Genomic DNA, 26,439 nt, shown 5'->3' with positions numbered 1-26,439 from the left:
AAATGAAGAAAATAAGATTTGTTTTATCAGTCTGGGTATGTAAAATTCTTATATACTTAGGAAAACTTATGGGCAAAAAAGGTTCTGCAACTCCGGGGGCAATAGCATATAAAATATGCCCTGATGTTCTTAGAATATTATCAGTTAAAATTTCTAAGGGCATAATTGCAGTATGCGGTACAAATGGTAAAACAACTACTAATAATATAATTGATAAAATACTTACCGATAAAGGCTTTAAGGTTGTATGCAATAATATCGGAGCAAATATGCTCTCAGGCGTTATAACTGCCTTTATAGAAAAATGCGACCTAAAAGGCAATATAAACTATGACTATGCAACTTTGGAAATGGACGAAGCATTTGCAGTTAAGATTTTTGAACATTTAACGCCGACAGTTATGGTTATTACAAATCTTTTCAGAGACCAGCTTGACAGATACGGAGAGGTTGAACTTACTGCAAATTATCTTAAAGGTGCTCTTAATTTAAAAAAAGAAGTAAAACTTATTGTTAACGGTGATGACCCTGTGCTTTTTAATATAGCAAAAGAGCATGGAAATTATTTAACATTCGGTGTTGGGCAAAAGAGTGTTTCTTCATATAAAGACGGGGAAATGAAACTTTGCCCTAAGTGCAGTAAAAAACTTTCCTATGAGTATTATCACTACTCCCATCTTGGGAATTTTAGTTGCGATAATTGTGGCTTTAATCATCCTGATTTAGATTTTTATGCCAAGGATATTGATTTATCAGATGGCATTTCATTTACAGTAAATGACGATACTAAAATTGCACTTAATTATAAAGGTTTTTATAATGTGTATAATGTACTCGCAGCATTGTCTGTTATTAAGACACTTGGGATAGATTTTGAAAATATAAATGAAGTTTTATCCGATTATAAGCCTCAGGTAGCAAGAATGGAAGCCTTTAACCTTAAAAAGAAAGTTATCCTAAATCTTGCAAAAAACCCTGCAGGGTTTAATCAGGCATTACAGACTGTGATGAGCGATAAAGCAAAAAAAGATATTATACTTGCAGTTAACGACTGTGAGTCAGACGGAAGAGATATCTCGTGGATATGGGATGTTGATTTTGACTCTTTGAAGAATCAAAATGTGGGCTCTATCGGCCTTTGTGGAATGAGAAAAGACGAACTTAATGTAAGGCTTAAATATTCAGAAGTTAATGCTTTATATAACACTTATGATAATATTAAAGAAGCCATTTTAGATAAACTTGAAACTGACAGTGATGTTTTATATGTTCTTGTGAACTATACTGTTATTTTTGAAAGTCAGAAAATATTAAAGGAACTGGAGGGTAAAAATAATGGATAGCATAGTTAAAATAGGCTATATTTACCCTGAACTTCTTAATATGTATGGCGACTTTGGTAACATTTTATCACTTTCAAAAAGGCTTGAATGGAGAGATATACAAAGTCAGGTTATAAAGTATAAAATGGACGACGAAATAGACTTTGAAAATATTGATATCCTGTATTTAGGCGGAGGCGGAGAAAAAGAAATTCTCCTTGCAAAAGAAAAACTCTTACCTTATAAAGAAAGACTTAAAAATTATGTGGAAAACGGTGGAGTTTTATTATGTGTCTGTTCCGGCTTTGATATTATAGGCGAGTATTTTCACCTAAAAGGCGAAAAATATGAGGGCTTAAATATCATCCCTGTAAAATCAGAATGGGGAGAAAAAAGATTTGTATCAGATGTTATATTGGATACAAAATTCGGAAAAGTGGTAGGCTTTGAAAACCATAATGGGAGAATGAATACAGGAATTTTAGAGCCTCTTGGAGAAGTAATTTTTGGAAACGGAAATAACGGAGAAGATAAAAGAGAGGGAGTAATTTATAAAAACACTTTCTGCACTTATCTTGATGGTCCTCTTCTTCCTAAAAACCCTGCACTTTGTGATGAAATATTAAAAAGAGCGATTAAAAAGTATGATGATAATTTTTATCTAAAGCCACTTGATGATAGTGTGGAAGAAAAGGCTCAAAATTTTATTATAGATAAATATAAGGAAAACTAAAAAACTGCTTATAGCAGTTTTTTTGTTTTTAAAAATAAAAGGCTGTCAAATTATTTACTTTTATTTTAAAATATGCTAAAATAAATTAAATAATGTATTATGGGGAGTTATGATGATATATAAGATTTCAGACTATGTAGATAAAGGTTATATAAGTTTTCACACTCCGTGCCATATGGGAAGAAATAATAAAATAAATAAACTTCTTAAAAGTTCATTTGATTTAACCGAACTTGAAGAAACCGATAATCTTTTTTATGAAGTATCAATTATAAAAGACTTTGAAGAAAAGATGGCAAAATCACTGGGGGGAGATTATTTTTATCCATTGGTTAACGGTGCAACATCAGGTGTTATGGCATCTTTGGGCATATTTAATGAAAATGATAAAATAATTATTGACAGAAACTGCCATATATCCGTTATAAATGCTGTTAAACTTTATAAATTAAACCCCGTATTTATAGAAACTTCCTTTAATGATTTTGGTATTCCTAACCCTCCTGATACAGAAGATATTAAAAATGCTTTTAATAACAACCCTGATGCAAAAGGTTTATTTATAACTAACCCTAATTATTACGGAATGTGGGCAAAAATGGATGAAATATCAGCCTTTTTAAAGAGTAATAATCTTATTCTTATATGCGACGAAGCCCACGGTACTCATTTTAGATATCTTCATAATAAAAATTTTAAGCCTGATATATCAATACTTAGTTTTCATAAAAATCTTCCGTCTCTTACTCAAACGGGAGGCATACTTATCAATAATAAAAACTTAAAAGATAAAGTAAAGGAAAATTTAAGAAATTTTACTTCTACAAGCCCGTCTTATCTTTTTATGCTCTCCATTGACTGTATGGATGAGTATATGAAATTAAAGGGGGCAAAAAAATTAAGAGAGTATATTTTATATCTTGACTTAGTAAAAAAATCTATAAAGAGAAAAAACATAAGAATTTTATCGGATAATGACCCTTTTAAATTTGTTGTAAATTGCAAGGATGCTAAATGTAAAGCACAACTTATAAAAGATAAATATAAAATAGTGTGCGAAATGTGTGATGATGAAAATATTACTTTTATAGTAAGTATTCATAACTATAAAAAGGAAATTGAACTATTAAAAAAGGGAATTATCAAATTTTGCAAAGACTTTGACTGTAAGGAATATAATTTTAAACTTCCAAAAGGTAAGTATTTGCCATACGAAGTTATTAAAATGGATAAAGAAGAAGTTTTAATTAAAGATGCATCAGGAAGAGTAAGCGCAGAGACTGTTATAAATTTTCCACCCTCTGTACCTGTAATAGTTGAGGGCGAGATTATAAATGATGATGTATTAAAATATATAAACAAAAAAACTATAAAGTGTGTGATAGAATGAATTTTAGCAGTATAATAGGCCATGATTTTATTAAATCAAGTTTAAAAGACACATTGAATACTAAAAAAATAAGCCACGCATATATTTTTGACGGAGCAGAAGGAATAGGCAAAGAAAGGTGTGCAAAAATATTTGCGCGAGGTATTCTTTGCGATAATTTTAATATAGACTTATGCGAAGAATGTAATAATTGCCGTCTTACAATAAATGATGTTCACCCTGACCTTAAGGTAATTGACTTTACAATAGGGGAAGACGGAAAGCAAAGAGCATCAATTTCAGTTGAAGCCATCCGTCAGTTTAAAAAAGAAGTTTATCTTAGACCTTTTTATGGAGAAAGAAAAATATATATTTTAAAAAACGCAGAAAAGATGACTGTTGAAGCCCAGAATGCAATGCTTAAAATTTTTGAAGAGCCGCCTGAGTATATAACTATAATACTTATAACCAACGGTCTTTCAAAAATTCTTTCCACCATTAAATCAAGAGCGGTAATATTTAACTTTCCGACTTTAGGGGCAAAAGAACTTGAAAAATATTTAAATATTTATTATAATGACATAGAGGATAAAGAGATTTACGCACATATTTCTGACGGAAGCATCTCTAAAATGATACAACTTATATCAGATGAAGACAGTTTATTATTCAGAGAAAGTGTGTTATCTGCCTTTATAAAAATTATAAGAAGCAATGACAGTTCTTCTTATAACGACCTTTTTGATATCTTTATGAAAAATAAAGAAAAAAAGGAAGATATTATAAAAGTTGTAAGCATATTTACCATGGATGCAGGGTATATCAAAGCATCAAAAGAGGGTTTAGTTGTAAATATTGATAAAAAAGACGAATTAAATGCTCTTATAAATATCCTGTCAATAAATAATATTTTTAATATAGAAAATCTGTTGGGAGAGTTGTCTTACAAACTATCTAAAAATGCCAATTATAAGTTGGCAATATTAAATACTCTTTTGAGTATCAGGGAGGAAATACATGGTTGAAATAGTAGGAATCAGATTTAAAAAGAATTGCAAAACATATTTTTTTGCACCTGAAAATCTGAAAATTGAAAAAGGTCAGTATGCAGTAGTTGAAACTTCAAGAGGAGTTGAACTGGGCGAGGTTGTAATAGGTAACAGACAAGTACCCGAAGAACAGGTATTGCACCCGTTAAAGCCGGTTGTAAGAATTGCAAATGACGAAGATTTAAAAATTTTAGAAGAAAATCAGTTAAAAGCGAAAGAAGCAATAGGAATATGCAAACAGAAAGTGGAAAAGCATAAACTTAATATGACACTTCTTGACGCTGAATACACTTTTGACAGGGGTAAAATCTTATTTTACTTTACTGCAGAAGGAAGAATAGATTTCAGAGAACTTGTTAAAGACCTTGCGGCAGTTTTCAAAACAAGAATTGAATTAAGACAAATCGGCGTAAGGGATGAAGCCAAGATTATAAAAGGCATCGGCGTATGCGGAAGACCGTTTTGCTGTTCAAGTTTCTTAGGCGACTTTCAGCCCGTATCTATTAAAATGGCAAAGGACCAGAATTTAAGTTTAAATTCCACAAAAAATTCAGGCGGTTGCGGAAGGCTTATGTGTTGTTTAAACTTTGAGCAGGAAACTTATGAAGAAATGTGGAAGGTTACACCAAGGCCAAAATCAATTATAAAAACTCCTCAGGGGGAAGCCACAGTTTTGGATGTCAATGTGCTTAAAGGAACATTAAGAGCAGTGATGTCAGCAACCAATGCTGTTCAGCAATTTTCGGTAGACGAGATAAAAATTCTTAAAAATGCAGAAGCATCATTAGACGAAGAAACATATAAGGAACTTAAAAAACTTGAAGATTAAAAAAACAGTTGATATTATAAATTATGTATGTTATAATACCCATAGATAAATAGTTTAAGGAGGTGCGAATTATGGCATATATTATTACAGATGAATGTATCATGTGCGGAGCTTGTGAAGGTGAATGCCCTGTAAATGCAATTTCAGCCGGTGATGATAAATACGTTATCAGCGCTGATGAATGTATCGAATGTGGAGCATGTGCAGGAGTTTGTCCTGTTGGAGCGCCTGTTCAGGAATAATCAGTTAAAGACCTTAAAGGGCGTTCACATAAGGAATTAATGATTCCTTGTGTGAACGCCCTTTTAATACAGGGAGAATACAATGAACTTAAAAGATAACGAAGTAATTGACGAACTTAATATAGATAACCTTAAAATAATTCAGAATAATGACGGGTTTAAATATGGCACAGATGCAGTAGTCCTTTCTAAATTTGCAAGTATAAGAAAGGATGCGAAAGTTCTTGATTTATGCACTGGAAGCGGCATTGTGCCTATTCTTCTTTGCGGCTTAAAAAAGGGTAAGCATATTTTGGGTGTGGAATATTTTAAAGATGTGAGTGATATGGCTAAAAGGTCGGTAGAACTTAACCTGCTTAATGAAAAAATTGAGATTTTAAATCGGGATGTTAAAGACTATAAAGATTATTTACCCTGCCATTTTTTTGATAATGTTACGGTTAATCCCCCCTATAAAATAGTTGACACAGGTTTTTTAAATGATAACAGTTATAAAACTTGTGCAAGGCATGAAATACTCCTTACTTTAGAAGACTGTGTTAAGGCGGCAGAATATGCCCTTAAATTCGGCGGGAAACTTACTATGGTTAACAGAATTGACAGGCTTAGTGATGTTATATACGAATTTAAGAAAAATAAAATTGAGCCAAAAAGAATAATGTTTGTAACCGATATGGATAAACCTGCAAAAATATTTGTAATAGAGGGCATAAAAGGCGGAAAAAGCGGAATGACCATGGAGGTTTATAAAAATTTATAAAAAAGTATATACAATTTTAAAATATAATGTTATAATATAACTATAATAAGGCATATTCCCAATAATAAATTATTGGAGGTAGTAATACCATGCATAAAATCAGTGATATTTTTTACGAAAATATTTATCATATTTTTTTAGAATATTGTGATAAGAACAATATGCAGTATATGTCCGAACTTGACAATTTTGATTTTGATGCCCTAAAAGATGTCAAGGGTATTGGCGTGTCAAAAATAGAAAGTATAAAAAATAAATATAAAGAATTTAAAGGCAGTTTAGACGGTATTGATATTTTCTCGGTTATTCATAAGGATAACTATTTATTATCAGTTGAAACACTGTCTTTTTTTAATATCAGTAAAAATGCAATAAACCAACTTTTATTAAACAATATATCAACTATTGAGCAACTTAAAGATTCTGGAAACTATAAATTATACAGTATCAATGTAAATCTTTATCTTAAAGTATGCAAGGCTGTTATAAACTATAAAGAGCCTCTTGTAAAAAGGCTTAATGAGTTTTTGGGCGCTTTAAAAAAAGAAGAGCATTTTGATGTGGTTCTTCAAAGGTCAAAAGGGATAACACTTAATAAAATAGGCGAATCATTTAATGTTACAAGAGAAAGAGTAAGACAGATAGAGAGTGGCTTTTTAAAGAGAATAAAGAGCATACTTGATATTGCGCTTATAGATATTATAAAAAATTATAATTATAAGTCATGTATAAATCTTAATAAATTAGACTTTTACTTTAAAGATTATGAAGACCTTAATCTTATGAAATATACACTTTCTGTTGTATATAAAGATAAGTATCTTGACTTTTGCAATAAACTAATAATAAATAATGACACAAAAGAAAAAGTGCTGGACAGACTCTTAGGTATAACCGATTACTATATTAAAGATATAGTTAACTTTAATAAGAAAATGGTGGTTATAACCGAAAGCCTTAATAAAAATCATATTCCGTATATAGATATAGAAGACTTAACCAACTATCTTCTTTTAAATGGATATATAAAAAAGGGTAACTATATTTATAAATCAGGAATTTCTTACGGGCAGTTGTGCGCCCTTGTTATCCGCAATAATTTTAAAGAGGGGATAAGAATACATCTTGATGAAGACATTGATAGGTTAAGAGCTCTTGTAAAAGAAGAATTCGGAGATGTTTCTTTGCCTGATAATAACAGAGCGTTAGGCGCAAGGATATGTGCATATCTTGTTCTTTGGGACAGGGGATGCTACACTGTTACATCCAATATAAAAATTCCTGACTCACTGCTTTTTAAAATAAGAGATTATATTGATAAATCAGATGAAACCACCATATTTTTTGCAGATTTATTTGCTCAGTTTAAGGACGAACTTGTAAAAAAATCAAGCATTAAAAACAGATATTTTCTTCAGGGCGTTTTAAAATATTTTTATGAAGATGAATTTATTTTTGAAAGGGACTCTATAACAAAACTCGGCAAAGAAAGAAAAAATATGAGAGAACTTATTTCAGAGTTTGTAAAAGAAAAGAAAAGACCTGTTCATAAAAGAGAAATCAAGGAAAAATTCCCTGGTGCTACCGAAGTGGTTATTACAAACTGCCAGATAGCAAACAGAGATATTCTCCAATGGGAGTATAACTACTTTATCCATACAGACAGCCTTAATATAAGAAATGACGACAAAAAGGCAATATTAAAAACTCTTACATTGCTTTTTAACGAATATAAAGGATATATAAGTGAGCAACTATTATACGATATGCTTCTTAAAAATAACAGGGAATTTCTTTATATGAACCATATAAAAAATGCTTCGAATCTTTTCTATCTTACCTCGTATCTTTTTGGCGATATGTATCTTTTCAGAAGACCTCATATACTAAAAGACAATACGAAAAAGAGAGAACTCAGCAGCAGAGTAATTGTAGAAAAATTCTTATTTAATAACGGTATTTTAAAATATACCGATTATCAGAATTTTGTAACTATGGTTAAATGGTCAATCGGTACTGCATATTCTGTGTTTAAGGATATAGAAAGAGAAATTGTAAGAATTTCTGAAGATGAGTACATAGAAAAAGACAGATTTAATATAGATAAGAAAAATACAGACCTTATATTTAATATTATAAGAGAAGAACTTAAAAAAAGAGATTTTATATCTTTAGTTAAGTTTGATTTGTATGATTTACTTCCAAAGATAGATTTTTCGTGGAATCCGTTTGTTTTATCTTCCGTAATGGAAAAATATCTTCCGCCTGATTTAAAACTTGTTGCACCGATGGTGGAAGACAGAAGGTATGTTAAAGAAATTATTATCAAAAAAGATAAGAATATTAACTCATATGAAGAACTCATTATTGATGTAATATTAAAAAATAATTTAAGTGGTTCTACATTGTATCACTTAGAGTCAGTTTTATCATCTTTGGGCTTAATTGGAAGATATCTTCCAAAAGAACTCTTTAATTCAAAAAATATTTATATTGAGAATGACAGAATTTATACTTAAGTTTTTTTACAGGCATTTAAAAACTGCACCTTTATAGCCAAGTGTTCTTAAAGACACTTGGCTAGTTTTATTCACCTTTCGGCAAGTGTTATTGCTACGCAGTTATATTTGGACTTTGTCCAAGTGGTATTCGCTCAGCGAGTTTTAACGGAGAATAGAATATCACTATTTATTATTGTCCTTAGGAATATAGATTGGTTTTAAGTGCAGTTTTTTTATGCTAAAGGCGAAAAAAGTTTTAGCGTTTTTTCGCATAACTTTTTAAATGTGCTTCTTTTTTTAAATTCTTCATAGGTTAAAAGTTTTGAGTTTTTAATATCCTGTAAAAAAGCATCAACATTTTTTATAGCAAATTCCTTGTCATATATAAAAGCATTTATTTCATAATTAAGCGTAAAACTTCTTATATCAAAGTTGCTTGTACCTATCGAGGTTATCTCGCAATCGGTTACAATAGTTTTAGAATGCAGGAAGGCATCAAGTATATAAAACTTAACTCCGTATTTTATAAGTTCATCAATATAAGACATATTGATATAATAAATATATTTCTTGTCAGGCTTTCCTGGAATCATAATGCGTATATCCACCCCTGACAGTGCCGCAATTTTTAAAGCCTCCAAAAATGCAGAGTCAGGCACAAAATATGGCGTCTGAATATATATGCTTTTTTTTGCCATATTTATCATTTTAATAAACGAGTATTTTATCTCCTCTTTCCTGCATTCAGGGTCGGATGTAATAATCTGTACACTCTTATCCCCCAAAAAGTCTACTTTGGGAAAATAAAATTTATAATCTATCTTAAAGTTTTTTGTGCATAAAACCAAATCATTTAAAAACCTTGCCTGAAGAGAATATACAGCAGACCCCTCTATTTTAAGATGTGTATCCCTCCAAGGCGTAAGCCTTTTTAAGCCCATATATTCAAGCCCTATATTCATTCCACCTATATAACCTGTTTTTCCGTCTATAACTGCAATTTTTCTGTGGTTGCGGTTATTTACCTTGATAAGATTTATACCCATAGAATTAAAAAAACGGTGAACATTTCCCCCTGCATCAATAAGAGGCTTAAACATCTTAAGAGATGTTTTTGCACTTGCAAATTCATCATAAAGCAAATTAACCTTAACCCCTTCTTTTGCCTTTTTTGTAAGAAGACTGACAAAGTCGTTGCCTACCTTATCGTTTCTTATAATGTAATATTCAATATTTATTGAGTATTTTGCATTTAATATATCATTAAAAAGGCTCTTGTATTTATCATATCCGTCAGTAAAAAGGGTAAGAGTGTTATCCTTTGAAAAGATGCTTAAGTTATTTTTAAAGTTAAATAAAATTAAATCTTTGGAATTTTTAGAAATATTTTTTTTATCCTTTAAAATATCTTTTTTATTAAGTTCTATATAATCTTTAAAATGGCAATATTCTCTTAATGATAACTTCTTTTTTTTATAAGCAGGAAAAGGGTTTCCAAAAAGTATATAAACTAAAACTCCGCCAATAGGAAATATATATAAAAGCAGTATCCAGGCAACAGTTTCCTGTGGCTTTTTGTTGTCAGAAAAAATAACGGTTATAATACATAAAAAGTTTATTAAAAATAAGATAAGCAGCATTTTTTCACACCCTTTTTTAAATTTATTATTGTAATTATTTAAGATTTATATTACAATAAATAGAGAATTAAAAAAAAGGAATAAAGTTATGAAAAAATTATTAAAAAGAGTTGCAGCAATAAACGATTTGTCAACATTCGGCAAATGTTCGCTTACGGTTGTAATTCCAACACTTTCGGCAATGGGGTATGAAGTTTGCCCGATTGTTACATCATATTTATCATATCATACAGGTTTTGAAAACCCTGCAAATTTTAATTTAGAATTTACTACAAAGGATATACTCTCGCGTCTTGATGATTTAGGCGTTGAGTTTGATGCAGTGTTTACAGGCTATATTCCGACAGTTTCGCAGATGGAAACAGTTAAGCAGTTTATGATTAAAAATAAAATAAAGGAAAAGTTTGTCTTGGTTGACCCTGTTCTTGGGGATGACGGTAAACTTTATACTTTTTTTGACGATTCATCTGTTAAAAAAATGAGAGAACTTTGCCTTTATGCAGATTTAGTAACCCCTAATTTTACCGAAGCGTGTTTTCTTGCAAAACTTCCATATAAAGAAACGGTTACAAGAGAAAATATAAGAGGGTTGGTAGACAGGCTTAACAGCCACGGTATGGCAAATAAAATTATAATAACATCCGTTCCATTAGAAGATAAAATGTGTATGGTAGTATCCGAATACGGAGAGGTAGAAATAATAGAATGTGAATACATAAAAGGGGACTATTGCGGCGCAGGGGATGTTTTTTCATCTGTTGTGTTAGGCGAAATGCTTAACGGTAAAAATGTTAAAGAAGCAGCAGTAAATGCCCATAATGTTCTTACCGAAATTATAAAGGAAACTTATAATTTGGGAGGAAGTTGGGAGCAAGGTCTTGTTTATGAAAAATTCTTTCAATTTAATAAAAAAATAAATTGACAAAACTTTACTCATATGTTAGAATGTTCTATGGTCAATATTCTTGGTTTAGGGATAAAGCGAATAAATTTCGCACACCTTTGACCCTTTACTAAGGTATGTGATAAATAATAAAAGGAGGTAAAAAACAATGCTTAAAGAAAGAAAACAGGAATTAATCACAACTTATCAGTTAAAAGACGGTGATACAGGTTCTCCAGAAGTTCAGGTTGCTATTTTAACTGAAAGAATCAATCATCTTACAGAGCATCTTAAAACTCACAAGAAAGACCACCACTCAAGAAGAGGTCTTTTAATGATGGTTGGTAAAAGAAAAAATCTTTTAGCATATCTTATGAAGAAAGATATCGAAAGATACAGAGCAATTATTGAAAAGTTAAACATCAGAAAGTAATTTTAAAGGGGCAAATATGCCCCTTTAATTATAATCATTCGGAGAAAAAGAGGTTATAGCAATTAGATATGTGTTTTAAAAGGGAATATATATCTAACTGCTAAAACCTTCGTGCAGTAGTACTCGAACACTATATGGTTTTAAATTATAAATTGTGCTTCATACTGCACTAACCTCCGATAAATATTTAATACAAAGGAGAGAAAATTATGTTTAAGGTATTTGAAACAACACTTGCAGGCCGTCCGTTTATCGTAGAAACAGGTAAAATGGCTGGTTTATCAAACGGGTCTTGCCTTGTAAGATATGGAGAAACTGCAGTATTAGTTAACGTAACAGCATCTGCAAAGCCAAGAGAAGGAATAGACTTTTTCCCTCTTAATGTTGACTTTGAAGAAAGACTTTACTCAGTTGGTAAAATTCCAGGCTCATTTATGAAAAGAGAAGGAAAGCCTACCGATAAAGCGATTTTAACATCAAGACTTATCGACAGACCGATGAGACCTTTATTCCCTAAAGATTTAAGAAACGATGTTTCTATCGTTGCAACTGTTATGTCAGTTGAGCAGGATAACTCACCTGAAATAGCAGCAATGAACGGTGCAGCACTTGCTGTTGCCATTTCTGATATTCCGTTTAACGGACCTATCGGTGCTGTTAATATGGGTATTTGCGACGGGGAATTTGTTATAAACCCTACAAGCGCACAGAGAGAAATCTCTACTCTTAATTTAACAGTTGCTGCTTCAAGAGAAAAAATCGTTATGATTGAAGCAGGTGCTAAAGAAGTATCTGAAGAAGATATGTTAAAGGCTATCGAAATTGCTCATGAAGAAATCAAAAAAATGTGCGATTTTATCGATATGATAGCAAAAGAAATCGGTAAAGAAAAATTCAGTTATGAATCTATCGATGTAAACCACGATTTATTCGATGATGTTGAACTTAAGTTTAGCGAAGATGTTAAAAAAGCATTGGTTATTATAGAAAAATCTGAAAGAGATAAAGCAATTCAGGCTATAACTGATGCAGCAGTTGAAGAGTTCAAAGAAAAATATGAAGAAATAATAGATGCAGAAATCGGCGAAGTTATGTACAAACTTCAGAAGAAGATTGTAAGAGCATGGCTTAAAGACGAAAGAAAAAGAGTTGACGGAAGAGGAATGGACGAAATAAGACCATTATCTGCAGAAGTTGACCTTCTTCCAAGACCACACGGTTCAGGTATGTTTACCCGTGGTCAGACTCAGGTTTTATCTATCGTTACATTAGGTCTTCTTTCTGATGTTCAGAAGTTAGACGGTATTGACGAAGAAGAATCAAAAAGATATATCCACCACTATAACTTCCCAAGTTATTCAGTTGGTGAAACAAAGCCTTCAAGAGGCCCAGGCAGACGTGAAGTTGGTCATGGTGCTTTAGCAGAAAGAGCATTAGAGCCAGTTATTCCGTCAGAAGATGTATTCCCTTATTCAATAAGAGTTGTATCCGAAGTTTTAAGTTCTAACGGTTCTACATCTCAGGGAAGTATCTGCGGAAGTACCCTTGCACTTATGGCTGCAGGTGTTCCTATCACTGCTCCTGTTGCAGGTATTTCATGTGGTCTTATTACTGATGACAATGGTTTTGCAACAATGGTTGACATTCAGGGCTTGGAAGATTTCTACGGAGATATGGACTTTAAAGTTGGTGGTACAAAGAAAGGTATCACAGCAATTCAGGTTGATATCAAGGTTGACGGTTTAACTATGGAAATCATCAAAGAAGCGCTTGAAAAAACCAAGAATGCAAGATATTATATCTTAGACGAAGTAATGCTAAAAGCAATTCCTGAAGTTAGACCTGAACTTTCAAAATACGCTCCTAAAATTATGACAATGCAGATTGATGTTGATAAAATCCGTGATGTTATCGGTTCAGGCGGTAAAGTTATTCAGAAGATTATCGCTGATACAGGCGTTAAAATCGATATTGAAGATGACGGAAGAGTATTTATTGCAGCAAATGATGCAGAAGCAGGTAACAAGGCTGTTAAAATAATTGAAGGTATTGTTAAAGAAATAGAAGTTGGCGAAGTTTATACAGGTAAAGTTACAAGAATTATGGACTTCGGTGCATTTGTAGAAGTTCTTCCTAATAAAGAAGGTCTTTGCCATATTTCAAAACTTGACTTTAAACGCGTTAATAAAGTAACAGATGTTGTTAATGTTGGCGATGAAATAGTTGTTAAGGTTGTTGAGATTGACAAAATGGGAAGAATAAATCTTTCAAGAAAAGATGCACTTCCTCGCCCAGAAAAAGAAGAAACAGTCAGCGAATAATTATATAAAAAATAAATGGTTGTAAATTGTACAACCATTTATTTTTTTTAGTTATTTAATTATTAGTTTCTGTTTAATATAAGTTTTGTAAGTTCAACAGGGTCAACGATTTTACCGTCTTTATAAACTCTCATATTACCTGAAGCAATTTCATCAATTAAGATAACTTCATCTTTATTAAAGCCAAATTCAAATTTAATATCCCAAAGGTCAAGACCGATAGTTTTTAAATCGTCAGCAACAATTTTTGTGATTTTTAAAGTCTGTTCTTTCATGCTTTCAAACATTTCATCACTCATAACCTTAAGAGCAACAAGACCTTCTTTTGTAACTAACGGGTCGCCTTTTTCGTCATTTTTAAATGTACATTCAACATATCCGCCGTCTAAAACTGTTCCGTCTTCAATGTATTCACCGTATCTTCTTATAAAACTTCCTGTTGCAACCAATCTGCAGATAACTTCCAAACCGTGTCCGAAAACAGTAGCAGGAAGAACTTCCATTGTAGCATCTTCTATATTTGCACCAACATAGTGAGTTTTTATACCTGCTTCTTTAAGAAGTTCAAAATAGTGAATAGATGTTTCAAGATTAGCTTTACCGATACCGTCTATTGTAAGACCAACTGAGTTTTCACCTGGGTCAAAAACTCCGTCTTTGCCTGTACAGTCGTCTTTGAATTTTAACATAACGTTTCCGTTATCTAAACTGTAAACATCTTTTGTTTTACCTGTGTAAATCTTTTTCATAAGTAGCGCTCCTTCTATAAAAAATAAAATTATCTTAAATAACAAAAATTATTTTATCACACTTTTTTTAATTTGCATATACTTTTTTAAAAAAAATTAAATATTTTATACTCTTCTGTATGCACTTCTTCTTCGTCTTTGTCTTTGTCTGTTTGCTCTTACATTTATTCCTAAAATTCCGCCAAAGCCTGATGCAATTATAATAAGCAGAAAACGGATGAATAAAGAAGATGTAAAAGAGAAACTAAGAGTAACTATAATGCTTAAAACAAAAAGCATAAGAAAATATATAAGACCGGTAGCAAGTCCGTTTAAAAGACCGTATTCATATACATTTTTAGATGTTAAAAAGCCTGATGCAAAAGCAGAAAAAACAGTAATGATTATAGAAATTGTTTTTATCGCTCCGTCAGGAATTACAGACATAGCAGTAAGTAAAGTAAAAAGTAAAAATAAAATTACGGTTAATATAATGCCTACCAAAGCACTTATAACTGACCTTCTTAAATCAATAATATTCATGGAAAAAACTCCTTTCGGTATAAATATATTTAAAAAAAGTTGCCTTTATGATTATTTTAATTTTAAACTTTGACCTTGACAAAAGTTTGTCTTTCTCATTCTTTCTTCAATTTCGTTATGTATCTTTCTCCAACTATGCCCCCAGTTTTCAAAAACAGTGTCTTCCTTTGGCGCTCTTCCAAGTAACCTTTGAACAGCACATTGAGGGTTTAGGTAAGCAAGAAAAACAAACACTTCATCTATAAATTCCTCTTTGGTTTTAAGTTTTATTTCGCCTTTTTCATACATTCCAAAAAGTCGTGTGTTTTTAAGTATGTATAAAGAATGGCATTTTATATTGTCTACTTTACATTTATTTAAAAACAGGGCAGTGTTTTTAACGTCTTCTATCGTATCGGTAAATAACCCTAAAATTACATGCGCACCAACTAAAAAGCCATATTCATGAATAAGACCTGCCGAATTTTCAAAATCATATACTGTATGCCCACGGTTAAGAATTTTAAGAGAATTGTCATTTGCAGTCTGAAGCCCCATTTCAAACATTATTTCAACACCGTATTCGTCCTTTATCTTTTTTGCACTCTCAAGATGAGCCTTTGTAATACAGTCAGGACGGGTAGAAACTGCAATTTCTACAATGTTTTCAAACTGGGATGCCTCTTTTAAGTTTCTATAAAACTCATCAGGCGGAAGATAAGTGTTTGAAAAATTTTGAAAATAAGCAATAAACTTTTTTGCATTGTATTTTTTCCCGATATATGCCATATTCTCTTTAAGTTGTGTCTTTATAGGCACACTTGCTTTTTTAGTTTCAAACCCTGCACCTATTTCGGAGCAGAAAATGCACCCGCCAAACCCCTTTGTACCGTCTCTGTTAGGGCAGGTAAGGGGAAGATTAACAGGAAGTTTATATACTTTTTCTTTGTATTTTTCTTTAAGATACTCTGAATATTTATAATACATAAAATTAACCTTAAAATACTGACTTTAAAAAGGCGATGTAATCTTCACATCGCCTTTTTATATATTAAAGATTTTCTTCGTCTGATTCGTCGATAACTTCTTCGTTATCTTCTGTAGCTTCTTCTGTAACTTCTTCTTCGTTATCTTCTGTAACAACTTCTTTAGTTTCATCAGAAATTTCGTAGAATACAACATCGTTTTCATCTGAAATTTCAGGTGTATTTTTTACTTTCTTTTCTTTACCTCTTAGAGCGATTATAATAGAAGCCGCAAGTACAGATAAAGTTGCAACTAACATTAAGTATAAATCTCTTAACTGAGTTTTAAATTCATCCATTGCAATAAGTTGACTGTATTCTTCTTTGTATTCAATGCTGTATAAAATAATATCAACAAGTGAAGGTAAAAATTCAAGAATTTTCCAAGAAAAAGGAACCATCATAAGAATTATTGCCATATTTTTAAACTTTTTAGGAAGAAGACTTGCTATTACAGGGCAGATTATAAAAAGTGAAACAATAGCAAGATATATGTATATAGGAATCATGCTAAGAGCTGAAATTTCGGCACCTGCCTGTTGCTGCTCGGTAAATAACTTTATGTTTTCTATAAGAGGTTTATAAATAGTGTCAATAGAAAAATATAAAGTACAAAGTGCTGCTGTAAAGCCTAATAAAATAACAAAAAGTTTAGATAAAGAGAAATTAAAAAAACTCTTTTTAGCCTTTAGACTATTTTCGTTTGGTTGCTGTAAAACTTCGTTTGTTTCGATACCGTTAAATTCGTTCATATATGTACCATCCTTTTAAATTTATATGTTATTATTTTATCATTTTTTCTTATCCTTTGCAATATTTTTTTTCGCTAATTTAAAAGTTTAAATATTTAATTGATTTTATTTAAAAAAATATATATAATAACTATATAGATATTTTTAACTAATGGAGGCATTTATGTATTACTTAGGAATAGATTTTGGGGGAACAAATATTGCCGCAGGAATAGTAGATGAAAAGGGCAACATTATAAATAAAGGGTCAACTCCTACTTTGAAAGAAAGAGAGCCATCAAAGATAATTGATGATATGGCAACACTATCACAAAAAATCGTAAAAGAAGCATCTCTTAGTATGGATGATATATACGGTGTGGGAGTGGGATGCCCTGGGATAGTTGATAATAAAGAGGGGATAATAAAGCATTTAAGCAATATAGGGATGACCAATGTGCCTATATCAGAAATGTTAGGAAAAAAACTTAACAAAAAGGTAAGTATAGGAAACGATGCCAACGCAGCAGCATTAGGCGAGTATATTTTATATGGTGAAGGGTGCGACAGTTTTGTTTTCGTAACATTGGGGACAGGCGTCGGAGGAGGTATAATAATAAACTCCAAGATTTACAGTGGCTTTAACGGAGCAGGAGCAGAACTCGGGCATATGAAAATTGAAGTTGACGGTGCACCTTGTACTTGCGGATGTTCAGGTTGCTGGGAGCAGTATGCATCTGTAAGTGCGCTTATACGCTTTACAAAAGAGGCTATGGATAAAAACCCTGATTCTTTAATGCATAAATGGGTTAAGGATAATAACTTTAAAGTAAGCGGAAGAACATCATTTGACTGTGCGAAAAAAGGGGACAAGGCTGCACAGGAAGTAGTGGATAAATATATAGGATATATAGGATGCGGTGTTACATCTATTATAAATGTATTACAGCCTCAAAAAATTGTTATAGGCGGAGGAATATCCAAAGAGGGAGATTATCTTCTAAAGCCTTTAAAAGAAATTGTTTATTTTTGCAAATATAATAATTATGTAGAAAAGACCAAAATAGAAATTGCTAAATTATATAATGATGCAGGAATTATTGGTGCAGCATTTCTTGCAATGAATTAAAGGGGAGATAAATATGAAAAAAATATTAGTTTTAATATTATGCCTTGGCGTGATTTTTATTTCAGGCTGTGGCGATAAAAATGAAGTTACGAAAAATAACCTTGAGCCTAATGAAAACAAAGTGGAAACAGTAACTAATGAATTTCCCGATAATTTTAGTTTAGGTAATGCGCAAATAACTTTTAACGAAATAAAGGAAATGAAAAATATTGAGTTTGACGGTGGGGATACCAAAATAAAACTTAATAATAATGACGGTAAATATTTTGTATTAAACTACTTAGTAAAAAATAATGAAGAATATGATATTGATATAGACCATTCGGTAGAGATTGAAATTCTTTGTGATGATAATAAAACATATTTTGGAGAATATTATAAAACTAAAACTGGAGACGAAAATGTCAATATAAAAACAGGCCAAACAGAAGAAGTTACTTTTGTATGCGATGTTAACTTAGACCTAAAACCTTTAAAAGTAACATTTAAATATAAGGGACAAACATATATTAAAGAAATAAAAAATTAAAATTAAAGAACCCCTGGGTAAGAAATTACACAGAGGTTCTTATTTTATATATAGAGTCTACAAAGTAGTTTATTTCAGATATAGTATTAAAATAGGAAACACTTACCCTGACAGAGCCCTGATTTTTAGTGCCCAGTGTTTCATGAGCAGGATAAGCACAGTGAAATCCAGGGCGTGTTGCAATGTTAAATTTACTGTTTAAAATTTCAGCCACCGTTGAACTGTCTTTACCATTTATATTAAAACATATAGTATTATTGATTTTATTTATATCAAAAGGGGAATATACTGTTATATTCTCCATATTATAAAGATTGCAAAGAAGATTATAGCAAAGATAATGCTCATATTTTAAAATGGCATCGGTTCCCTCATTTAAAATAAAGTTTACGCCTTCATATAACCCGCAAAACCCTGGAGTATTTAAAGTTCCACTTTCAAAACGGTCAGGAAGTTCTAAGGGGTTGGTTGTAAGTTGTGAGTTGCTTCCTGTTCCGCCCTCTATTATGGTTTCAAGTTCCATTCCAGGCTTTATATAAACTGCGCCTGTTCCCTGAGGACCGTAAAGACTTTTATGCCCTGGAAAAGCAATAAAAGAAAATAGGCTCCAGTCTGTGTCTAAAATACCTGCGGTCTGCGAAGCATCTATTAAAATGGGGATATTAAAAGGTGCAACTTTCTTTGCGATTGTTTCAACATCCTGAATAATACCATTGACATTTGAAGCGTGATTGATAATTATTAGTTTTGTGTTCTCTTTAATGTGCTCTACTATACTATCCGGAGAAATAAAACCGAATTTATCTCCCCTTACAAAAGTTATATCAAGGTTTTTTATAGAGTTAAGAGGGCGTATTACCGAATTATGCTCCATAGAAGTTGTTATACAATGGTCGTATGGTTTTAAATAACCTTTTATCACAAAATTAAGACCGTAAGTGGCATTAGGGGTTAAAATGAAATTTTCAGGGTGTGAAAGTTTAAAAAGACGGGCAAGAATTTCCCTTGTTTTTAAAATTTTATCAAGTGATTTTACACCTAGAAAGTGGGATGACCTACCGGGGTTAGCGCTATTTTTAAGTTCGGATATAACAGCTTTTAAGACTGCACACGGTTTTTTATTGGTAGTTGCCGCGTTATCAAGATAAATCATTGAATTTTAATATACTTATTATTATCTTCGGTATATATACTAACAATTTTTATATTCATCATTTTTGCAGTTTCAATAACGCTGTTCAATTTATCCTCTTTAAATCTTAAAGAATAAGAGCAACCTTTTTCGCTAAGTTGCATAGGTGTATGCATAAGAGTAATATAACCCGGAGAATTTTCAAGTTTCTTTTTTATTCTGTTAGCAAAAGTAATAGAAGAAAATACTGCTATATAATACTTCATTTTAATCCTCTTTTCAAAAATGTGATATTTTATCACATAGTTTATACTACATTATATGTTCTTCTAAAAAATAGTTTCAAAACTTACCTTATTTTTGCCCTCTAATCTTTTTAAGTTCAGTAAGAATTTATTGCTGGATAAGATATACTCATCAAACGATCCGTCTTTAAAATAACATTCTATTTCATCTAAATATTCTTCTAAAATGTCAAGCTCGTTTTTTATAATAAGATAGCCTAATATTTTTCTTTTTTCCCTCCATTTTGTTTTAAGATAAGAAAACTTAGTATATGCATCCTTATAATTTTCTTGAAGAATAAGATTATCAAGTTCCTTAACTAAAGTGCTTATTTCTTCAAATGATGAGGAAAAATACCAGGAAAACCAAATGAGAAAAATAATTATTATAACTAATAATATTGCTGCTAAAATTCCCATCTTCATTCCTTTTTCCCCCATTTTTGAATAAATTTTATCCCATTGTGGTTTGCAGTAAGAAGTAAAATATTATTATAATCATTATAACCTTTTTCTTTTAATTTTTTATAAAGCCATTTTTCGTCTCTTTTTATAACCTGCAGATTTTCTTTGTTTAAATGCCCCTTATTTATAACCGAAAAGGTAAGAGAATCATCGGATGGAGTAATTTTTAAATCGCTGTAAGTAACAGGCGTTTTTTCTTTTTTTATAATAAAACTTACCTGTCCGCAGGTTTCCAAAATTGCATAATCTATATCTGAAATGTCAGTTATTTCCCTTAATCTCATTTCCTCCATTAAATCATCTGTTGTAAACCTTGTTTTTCTTAAGTTTTCTTCAATGAGTCTTCCTTTTTCAACTATTATAACGGGTTTTCCCGTAATGGCTTTTCTTATAAAAAGGCTTTTTATAATAAGAGATGAGGTAAGTATTTCTATCACTGCAAGAATTAAAACAGGAATAATTCCGTGTAAAAGAGGAACATCGGTTTCAGATAGTGGCGCGGCAGCAAGTTCAGAAATCATAATGGCAACGGTAAGTTCAGATGGTTCTAACTGACCGATTTGTTTTTTCCCCATAAAGCGTAACGAAAAAATTACCGTGAAGTATAATATAAAAGTTCTTACAACAAGTATCATAAATTCACCTTATAAAAATGTTTTATAATATTATTATAAAAAGTAAAAAAATTTATTTATTTTTCTTAAAATATGTTGTATAATTAAAGAAACATAAAAATTATATTTTTATACATTTTAAAAGGAGGGGGAAAATGAAAAGATTTATTACATTTATTCTTTTAACATCAATTTTAATTTCCTTATTTCCTTTATCTGTTTTGTCAGATGAAATGACCGCTTATGAATTAATGTGTGCCAGTGAAGACGATTTTATTTTAAGAATGGCGCGTTTAGGTGTAGAAGATGAATATGTTAAATCATTTGTAGACACAATAGATAATGTTGTTAACAGTTTCCAGGAAAGTATATATGCTCAGGACCTTGACGAATATTTTATTACCGTGTTTTTACAGGCTTTGCAGAAAGAGACACATATTTCTGTGCTTGTCGCATTTGATTTAGAATATCAGGAAGAAATATTATATATGCTAAATTATAGAAAAGTTCCGGATTGTATGTATAATTTTAAAACGATTATCTTTCATGATAAACTTATATATGATGATTCTTCGGATGACGAAGACGATATTGAAGAGGATATGGATGATATTTTTATAGAAGAGGAGATTATACCTCCGGAAGAACCTGTTATAGAAATACCTCCACTTCCGTTTGACGATATATCAACTCATCCGTGGGCAGTAGAAAGCATAGTATATCTATATGAAAAAGGTGTTGTAAACGGTGTTTATGAAAAAACATACGAGCCTGATAAACCTATTACAAGAGAAGAATTTTTAAAAATGGTAGTTGAGGCGCTTTTAACAACAAACACTATGTATGATAATGAGTTCGGGCAAAAAGGGTTAGGGAAGTGGTATTATTCTTACCTTGCTGCTGCAGAGTTTTATGCACTTATTCAGGGCATTTATGACGAAGATGTTTTTGAAGATGGAGTGTATATAACAAGAGAAGATATGTGTGCAATAGCATATAGAGCTTCTCTTAGAGCAGATATAAATCTTCCTGACATAAAGTATTCTACTGACTTTATAGATAATTCTTCCTGCTCATATTATTCCGTTTGGGCAATAAAAGAACTTCAGGAAGCGGATATTATTCACGGAATGGGTAATAATAAGTTTGAGCCAAAATTAACTACAACAAGAGCAGAAGCGGCAAAAATTATCCATCAGCTTATGCTTCTTAAAAAATAGAAGTAAATACCTGCTGTGTCCGTCATCAATCTGTTATATTAACCGTTGATAATAATAAGGGAATTTTGTCTCCGACTTCGGTTTGTATGCCCCCTGTCTGCTTTTGCAGATGGCTGTAGGGGAAACAGTAATGTCGTCGGGCGAGTACCCACCTGCGAGAGCAGGTTATTATAAAGATTGTAACGGCACAAGTGGGTATATTTTTTAAAATTTTAAAAGGCTATGTGATTTTCACATAGCCTTTAATTAATACTCTTTATATTTTTTATAAGTTTGTTTTTGGGAACTAATGTATAGTGTCCGCACTTTGTGCAGGATATACCAATATCCATTCCTGTTCTTTTTACAATAAATTTATCGCATCCGCAAGGGTGTTTTTTTCTTAGTGTAATAATATCGTTTATCTTAATATCCATATTTTCACCCCAAAAAATAATCTGAAATTTCCTTAGTGGTTTTAAAAATTTTAACAGGCTTATATTCTTTTAATTCTTCTTCTCTTCCAAACCCGTAACTTACACCGAAAAAGTCAACCCCTGATATTTTTGCACCCTCACCGTCAAAACGCGTATCGCCTATTAATGCACATAAGTTTTTATCTAAAGAGTATTTACAAATAACATTGTTTACAACTTCTTCTTTCGAACTGTCAGGCTTACCCATAAAACTTCCTGAAACATCTTTAAAATATTTTAAAGCATCAGCCTTATCTAAAATCAGTTTAGCATAATGAGTAGGTTTTGAAGTGGTAATAAAAAGAGTATATTTTTTTTCTAATAGTTTAAATACATCCAAAAGACCATCATAAAGAGAAAATTCAAAAAGCCCTTTTTCACTGTAATATTCTCTGTATTTTGAAACATACATATCACTTGTTTTAAAGTCCACATTAAAAACTCTTTTAAAAGAATCGTGAAGAGGAGGGCCTATAAAGGAACTTAAAGTTTTATTATCAGGCATTTTAAGATTATATGAGTCTACAACATATTTTATAGAATTAAAAATTCCCTGTGAAGAATCTATAATTGTTCCGTCTAAATCAAAAAACAGATTTTCCTTTTTCATTCGTATTTCTCCTTTTAGTCTATAAGTATAATGTCATCGCCGATTTTTTTAATTCTGTCCCAATTTATAATATGGTCTTCCGTTTTTCCGAACAGATTAAAAACTTTAGAAGAAGAGGGGATTCGTATAGCGGTAACAATTCCTTTTTCAATGTCAATATCAATATTGCTTACAAACCCTAATCTTGTTCCGTCAATAGCATTTATAACCTCTTTTTTCTGCAAATCTAAGAAAGTATCCATCAAATCACCTCTTTATAATTATATAAAGAGATATTTTTATTTATGATACGATTCATTTGAAAGAATTTTAAATGCCCTGTATATTTGTTCGGTAAGCATAAGTTTTGCAATATTGTGAGGAAATGTCATATCCGACATGGAAAGTTTTAAATTGCTTATTTTTTTAATCTCATCGCTTATACCGTGAGAACTTCCTATGATAAAAGTAATCTCTGAATATTTATGAGTTATATCCGATAAACAAACTGCCAAATCTTCCGATTTTAACTTTTTACCCTCAATGCACATAGATACTATATAAGATTTTGAGTCAATTTTTTTAAAAATTTCATTTGCCTCTTTTTTTAATACCATATCAATTTCAGCCTGGGAGGGTTTTTCGCATACGAATACATCATTTATCTCAATTATTTCCAACTTTAAGTATTTAGATAACCTTTTTTCATATTCTTCTATAACTTTTTTTAGGTCTTTATTTTTAACTTTTCCAACTGATATTATTTTTATTTTAAGCATATTGTTCCTCTCTTCTCGTTGCACTGGCAACATATCGCATCCGTCAGGATATATCGCATACAGAGTACATATCGCAAATTCCGTTAGGAATTTATATCGCTTTTTTCTCTTTGACAAAATCATTATAACACACAATTTTAAAAAATGCAAAAATTGTTCTAAAGTTGGACAACACATCGTATATTTTAAACAGGTGATTTTAAGTGAACAAAGGAACAAAAAGTCTTCTGTGCATTTTACCCGATAATATAAAAGAAGGCATAATAAATATCGGCGATGTAATAATTGAAGAAATAAGAATAAAATCAGACTCAAGAGTGTTTGTATATTCAAAAAATAAAGAATATTGTCTTTATTATAAAGGAGAAGTTATACGGGCAACTTCTTCTGATATAAATTTTATATTAAAAAAAGCCACAGACTCTTCTTTCTATGCATTCGATGAAAAAATAAAGCAGGGGTATATAACAGTTTTCGGAGGGCACAGAATAGGAATTTCAGGAGAAGCAGTATACGGTAAAGACGGCATTATAAATATAAAAAATATAAGTTTTTTAAATATACGATGTGCCAATGAAATAATGGGAGCAGGGGAAGAAGTTTTTTTAAAATTATTTAATGAAAGAGTGGAAAACACGCTTATAGTTTCTCCCCCGAAATGCGGCAAAACAACCCTTTTAAGAGATTTAACAAGGCTTATTTCCAAAACAAAAGGAATAAAAGTTGTGCTTATTGATGAAAGGGATGAAATAGCCGCATCGTTTATGGGCAGTAATGCTAATGATGTGGGGGAAAGAACTTTTGTATTGTCAGGATATTTAAAAAAAGACGGGTTTTCCCATGCCATAAGAGGTCTTAGCCCCGATGTAGTAGTGTGCGATGAAATAGGTGGTCCAAAAGATTTTTTAAATATTTTGGATGCGTCAAAAAGGGGAGTTAATGTAATTGCAACCATTCACGGAAACAGTATGGAAGATATAGGTGAATTTAAAGGTGTTTTTAAAAATATAGTATTCCTTGATAAAAATTTTAAATTACGATTATTTAAAATAAGAGGGGGCGATTTTTATGAACTTTAAAATTTTAGGAAGCCTTATTATTCTCTTTTGCGGGTTAGGTGCAACTTTAGAGGTAAAAAAGAGATTTGATAAAAGGGTAGAAGTTCTTGAAATTTTCTATTTGGACTTTTTATATTCTGTAAATAAAATAAGTTTTTTAAAAATGCCTGTTAAAGAAATAATAAGCCATCTTGTATCTGAAAGTAACGGATACATAAAAAAATTTTATTTAAAACTTGACTCTTTTTATTCAGACGAGCTTTTAGATGATGAACTTAAAATAGATGACCCCTATCTTTTAAAAAAGGATAAAGAAATTATCCTGTCTTTTTTTAAAAGCATCGGCAGTACACATAACTTAAACGAAATAAATAATCTTAACTGCCAGAAAGAAAATCTTTTGTTACTTATAAAAGAAGCAAAGGAAAACAAAGAGAAAAATCAGAAATCAAAGTGTACTCTTACAATGTGCTTTTTTATTATCGCAGTAATTATTTTTGTATAACGGAGGGTAAAATGGAGGTAGATTTAATATTTAAAATAGCAGCAATAGGAATAATAGTTGCTGTGCTTAACCAACTTCTTGTGCGTTCGGGAAGAGAAGACCAGGCAATGCTTACAACTCTTGCAGGGCTTGTGGTGGTCTTATATATGTTGGTTGATATTATTGCAAATTTATTTGATACTATAAAGAATGTTTTTGGACTATGAACATACTTATAAAAGTTATAATGGTTGGTGTTATATCTGTTTTTCTAAGCAGTATTATTAAAAAACAGCACCCTGAATACGCTCTGGCAATAAATGTGGGAGCATCGGTTATAATACTGATTTTCCTGTCCGATTTTTTTACTCTGGTGTTTGATAATATAAACAGTATTATGGAAAAGTCAGGGATAAATCCTGATTATATTGTAACCATCTTAAAAATTATCGGTATTGCATATTTAAGCGAATATACATCAGCACTTTTTTACGATGCAAACGAATCGGCTATGGGTAAAAAGGTGGAACTTGCAGGAAAGATTATAATTTTTATAATAACCCTGCCTGTAATAAATTCTCTATCAGAACTTATTGTTTCCATATTTTAAAAA

Annotated in this window: 31 protein-coding genes and 1 other RNA gene; 19 read left to right on the top strand and 13 right to left on the bottom strand. The window is 31.2% G+C overall.

Annotation, left to right across the window (positions count from 1 at the left end; translation table 11 throughout):
* Positions 1-2: 2 nt before the first annotated feature.
* The 8 genes from IKZ35_00755 to IKZ35_00720 all read left to right on the top strand — a co-directional run bounded on the left by IKZ35_00755 (position 3) and on the right by IKZ35_00720 (position 8,823).
* Positions 3-1,343 carry a DUF1727 domain-containing protein gene (locus IKZ35_00755; GenBank protein MBR4892495.1) on the top strand — a complete coding sequence of 447 codons (1,341 nt, stop codon included), beginning with the start codon at positions 3-5 and terminating at the stop codon, positions 1,341-1,343.
* Positions 1,336-2,055 (top strand): glutamine amidotransferase, encoded by a 720-nt coding sequence (locus tag IKZ35_00750; GenBank protein MBR4892494.1) that lies wholly within the window; start codon positions 1,336-1,338, stop codon positions 2,053-2,055. Before IKZ35_00755 ends, IKZ35_00750 begins: the two co-directional genes overlap by 8 nt.
* A gap of 109 nt (positions 2,056-2,164) precedes the next feature.
* Entirely contained in the window at positions 2,165-3,445 is a 1,281-nt protein-coding gene (locus IKZ35_00745) for an aminotransferase class I/II-fold pyridoxal phosphate-dependent enzyme (GenBank protein MBR4892493.1), read from the top strand.
* Positions 3,442-4,449, top strand: a complete 1,008-nt coding sequence (locus tag IKZ35_00740) for a hypothetical protein (protein ID MBR4892492.1) — start codon at positions 3,442-3,444, stop codon at positions 4,447-4,449. The genes IKZ35_00745 and IKZ35_00740 overlap by 4 nt, the downstream gene beginning before the upstream one ends.
* Positions 4,442-5,302 (top strand): stage 0 sporulation family protein, encoded by an 861-nt coding sequence (locus IKZ35_00735; protein MBR4892491.1) that lies wholly within the window; start codon positions 4,442-4,444, stop codon positions 5,300-5,302. Before IKZ35_00740 ends, IKZ35_00735 begins: the two co-directional genes overlap by 8 nt.
* Positions 5,303-5,373: 71 nt before the next feature.
* Positions 5,374-5,544 carry a 4Fe-4S binding protein gene (locus IKZ35_00730; GenBank protein MBR4892490.1) on the top strand — a complete coding sequence of 57 codons (171 nt, stop codon included), beginning with the start codon at positions 5,374-5,376 and terminating at the stop codon, positions 5,542-5,544.
* A gap of 82 nt (positions 5,545-5,626) precedes the next feature.
* Positions 5,627-6,304: a methyltransferase gene (locus tag IKZ35_00725; GenBank protein ID MBR4892489.1), complete on the top strand. Its 678-nt coding sequence runs from the start codon at positions 5,627-5,629 to the stop codon at positions 6,302-6,304.
* Between the two features lie 89 nt (positions 6,305-6,393).
* On the top strand, positions 6,394-8,823 hold the full coding sequence (locus IKZ35_00720) for a hypothetical protein (GenBank protein ID MBR4892488.1): 2,430 nt from the start codon (positions 6,394-6,396) through the stop codon (positions 8,821-8,823).
* Between the two features lie 215 nt (positions 8,824-9,038).
* On the opposite strand, the gene cls is transcribed toward IKZ35_00720, so the two are convergent.
* Positions 9,039-10,445, bottom strand: a complete 1,407-nt coding sequence (gene cls / locus IKZ35_00715; protein ID MBR4892487.1) for a cardiolipin synthase — start codon at positions 10,443-10,445, stop codon at positions 9,039-9,041.
* A gap of 88 nt (positions 10,446-10,533) precedes the next feature.
* Here cls and IKZ35_00710 point away from each other — a divergent pair, with 88 nt between their 5' ends.
* From IKZ35_00710 to IKZ35_00700, 3 genes are all read left to right on the top strand, one after another.
* Positions 10,534-11,367 (top strand): pyridoxamine kinase, encoded by an 834-nt coding sequence (locus tag IKZ35_00710; protein MBR4892486.1) that lies wholly within the window; start codon positions 10,534-10,536, stop codon positions 11,365-11,367.
* A 130-nt stretch (positions 11,368-11,497) separates the two neighbouring features.
* Positions 11,498-11,761: a 30S ribosomal protein S15 gene (rpsO, locus tag IKZ35_00705; GenBank protein MBR4892485.1), complete on the top strand. Its 264-nt coding sequence runs from the start codon at positions 11,498-11,500 to the stop codon at positions 11,759-11,761.
* Positions 11,762-11,970: 209 nt separating this feature from the next.
* Complete coding sequence (locus IKZ35_00700; protein ID MBR4892484.1) at positions 11,971-14,082, top strand: polyribonucleotide nucleotidyltransferase; 2,112 nt, start codon at positions 11,971-11,973, stop codon at positions 14,080-14,082.
* A gap of 62 nt (positions 14,083-14,144) precedes the next feature.
* Here IKZ35_00700 and IKZ35_00695 read toward each other — a convergent pair whose 3' ends face one another.
* The 4 genes from IKZ35_00695 to IKZ35_00680 form a co-directional block, all read right to left on the bottom strand.
* A complete protein-coding gene (locus IKZ35_00695) occupies positions 14,145-14,831 on the bottom strand; it encodes a phosphoribosylaminoimidazolesuccinocarboxamide synthase (protein MBR4892483.1) in 687 nt (228 codons plus the stop codon).
* Between the two features lie 105 nt (positions 14,832-14,936).
* Positions 14,937-15,353 carry a TIGR04086 family membrane protein gene (locus IKZ35_00690; GenBank protein ID MBR4892482.1) on the bottom strand — a complete coding sequence of 139 codons (417 nt, stop codon included), beginning with the start codon at positions 15,351-15,353 and terminating at the stop codon, positions 14,937-14,939.
* 51 nt (positions 15,354-15,404) lie between these two features.
* Complete coding sequence (locus IKZ35_00685) at positions 15,405-16,319, bottom strand: TIGR01212 family radical SAM protein (protein ID MBR4892481.1); 915 nt, start codon at positions 16,317-16,319, stop codon at positions 15,405-15,407.
* Between the two features lie 64 nt (positions 16,320-16,383).
* Entirely contained in the window at positions 16,384-17,109 is a 726-nt protein-coding gene (locus IKZ35_00680) for a hypothetical protein (protein MBR4892480.1), read from the bottom strand.
* A gap of 163 nt (positions 17,110-17,272) precedes the next feature.
* Between IKZ35_00680 and IKZ35_00675 the strand changes: the two genes are divergently transcribed.
* Both IKZ35_00675 and IKZ35_00670 read left to right on the top strand, forming a co-directional pair.
* Complete coding sequence (locus IKZ35_00675) at positions 17,273-18,217, top strand: ROK family protein (GenBank protein MBR4892479.1); 945 nt, start codon at positions 17,273-17,275, stop codon at positions 18,215-18,217.
* A gap of 13 nt (positions 18,218-18,230) precedes the next feature.
* Entirely contained in the window at positions 18,231-18,746 is a 516-nt protein-coding gene (locus IKZ35_00670) for a hypothetical protein (protein MBR4892478.1), read from the top strand.
* Positions 18,747-18,771: 25 nt separating this feature from the next.
* Here the strand turns inward: IKZ35_00670 and IKZ35_00665 are convergent, their stop codons facing one another.
* The 4 genes from IKZ35_00665 to IKZ35_00650 form a co-directional block, all read right to left on the bottom strand.
* Positions 18,772-19,899, bottom strand: coding sequence for an aminotransferase class V-fold PLP-dependent enzyme (locus tag IKZ35_00665; protein ID MBR4892477.1), 1,128 nt, complete (start codon positions 19,897-19,899; stop codon positions 18,772-18,774).
* Positions 19,896-20,144 (bottom strand): DUF3343 domain-containing protein, encoded by a 249-nt coding sequence (locus IKZ35_00660; GenBank protein ID MBR4892476.1) that lies wholly within the window; start codon positions 20,142-20,144, stop codon positions 19,896-19,898. The genes IKZ35_00665 and IKZ35_00660 overlap by 4 nt, the downstream gene beginning before the upstream one ends.
* 63 nt (positions 20,145-20,207) lie before the next feature.
* Positions 20,208-20,588, bottom strand: coding sequence for a DUF4363 family protein (locus IKZ35_00655; GenBank protein ID MBR4892475.1), 381 nt, complete (start codon positions 20,586-20,588; stop codon positions 20,208-20,210).
* Positions 20,585-21,262, bottom strand: coding sequence for a DUF421 domain-containing protein (locus IKZ35_00650; protein ID MBR4892474.1), 678 nt, complete (start codon positions 21,260-21,262; stop codon positions 20,585-20,587). The genes IKZ35_00655 and IKZ35_00650 overlap by 4 nt, the downstream gene beginning before the upstream one ends.
* Positions 21,263-21,396: 134 nt before the next feature.
* On the opposite strand from IKZ35_00650, the gene IKZ35_00645 reads away from it, so the two are divergent.
* Positions 21,397-22,461 (top strand): S-layer homology domain-containing protein, encoded by a 1,065-nt coding sequence (locus IKZ35_00645; protein ID MBR4892473.1) that lies wholly within the window; start codon positions 21,397-21,399, stop codon positions 22,459-22,461.
* Between the two features lie 4 nt (positions 22,462-22,465).
* Positions 22,466-22,663: non-coding RNA, 6S RNA (gene ssrS / locus IKZ35_00640), on the top strand.
* A 40-nt stretch (positions 22,664-22,703) separates the two neighbouring features.
* On the opposite strand, the gene IKZ35_00635 is transcribed toward ssrS, so the two are convergent.
* From IKZ35_00635 to rlmH, 4 genes are read right to left on the bottom strand one after another with little or no spacing between them, the layout of a single operon-like run.
* On the bottom strand, positions 22,704-22,877 hold the full coding sequence (locus IKZ35_00635; GenBank protein ID MBR4892472.1) for a DUF951 domain-containing protein: 174 nt from the start codon (positions 22,875-22,877) through the stop codon (positions 22,704-22,706).
* A 4-nt stretch (positions 22,878-22,881) separates the two neighbouring features.
* Positions 22,882-23,526, bottom strand: a complete 645-nt coding sequence (locus IKZ35_00630) for an HAD hydrolase-like protein (protein ID MBR4892471.1) — start codon at positions 23,524-23,526, stop codon at positions 22,882-22,884.
* Between the two features lie 14 nt (positions 23,527-23,540).
* Positions 23,541-23,768, bottom strand: coding sequence for a YlmC/YmxH family sporulation protein (locus tag IKZ35_00625; GenBank protein ID MBR4892470.1), 228 nt, complete (start codon positions 23,766-23,768; stop codon positions 23,541-23,543).
* A 36-nt stretch (positions 23,769-23,804) separates the two neighbouring features.
* Positions 23,805-24,284: a 23S rRNA (pseudouridine(1915)-N(3))-methyltransferase RlmH gene (gene rlmH / locus IKZ35_00620; GenBank protein MBR4892469.1), complete on the bottom strand. Its 480-nt coding sequence runs from the start codon at positions 24,282-24,284 to the stop codon at positions 23,805-23,807.
* Between the two features lie 203 nt (positions 24,285-24,487).
* On the opposite strand from rlmH, the gene tadA reads away from it, so the two are divergent.
* Genes tadA through IKZ35_00600 form a run of 4 tightly spaced genes read left to right on the top strand, consistent with a single transcriptional unit; the run spans position 24,488 to position 26,436 of the window.
* Entirely contained in the window at positions 24,488-25,363 is an 876-nt protein-coding gene (gene tadA / locus IKZ35_00615) for a Flp pilus assembly complex ATPase component TadA (protein ID MBR4892468.1), read from the top strand.
* A complete protein-coding gene (locus IKZ35_00610) occupies positions 25,353-25,847 on the top strand; it encodes a stage III sporulation protein AB (GenBank protein ID MBR4892467.1) in 495 nt (164 codons plus the stop codon). Before tadA ends, IKZ35_00610 begins: the two co-directional genes overlap by 11 nt.
* Positions 25,848-25,858: 11 nt before the next feature.
* The gene (spoIIIAC, locus tag IKZ35_00605; GenBank protein ID MBR4892466.1) at positions 25,859-26,053 is read left to right on the top strand and encodes a stage III sporulation protein AC; all 195 of its coding nucleotides are present in this window, start codon (positions 25,859-25,861) and stop codon (positions 26,051-26,053) included.
* On the top strand, positions 26,050-26,436 hold the full coding sequence (locus IKZ35_00600) for a stage III sporulation protein AD (GenBank protein MBR4892465.1): 387 nt from the start codon (positions 26,050-26,052) through the stop codon (positions 26,434-26,436). Before spoIIIAC ends, IKZ35_00600 begins: the two co-directional genes overlap by 4 nt.
* The last annotated feature ends 3 nt before the right edge of the window (positions 26,437-26,439 follow it).

The organism is Clostridia bacterium (assembly GCA_017554615.1).
In the GTDB taxonomy this organism is placed as follows: domain Bacteria; phylum Bacillota; class Clostridia; order UMGS1840; family HGM11507; genus SIG450.
Note: the sequence above shows the minus strand (reverse complement) of the source record. Positions and strands in the feature narration are given on the sequence as shown.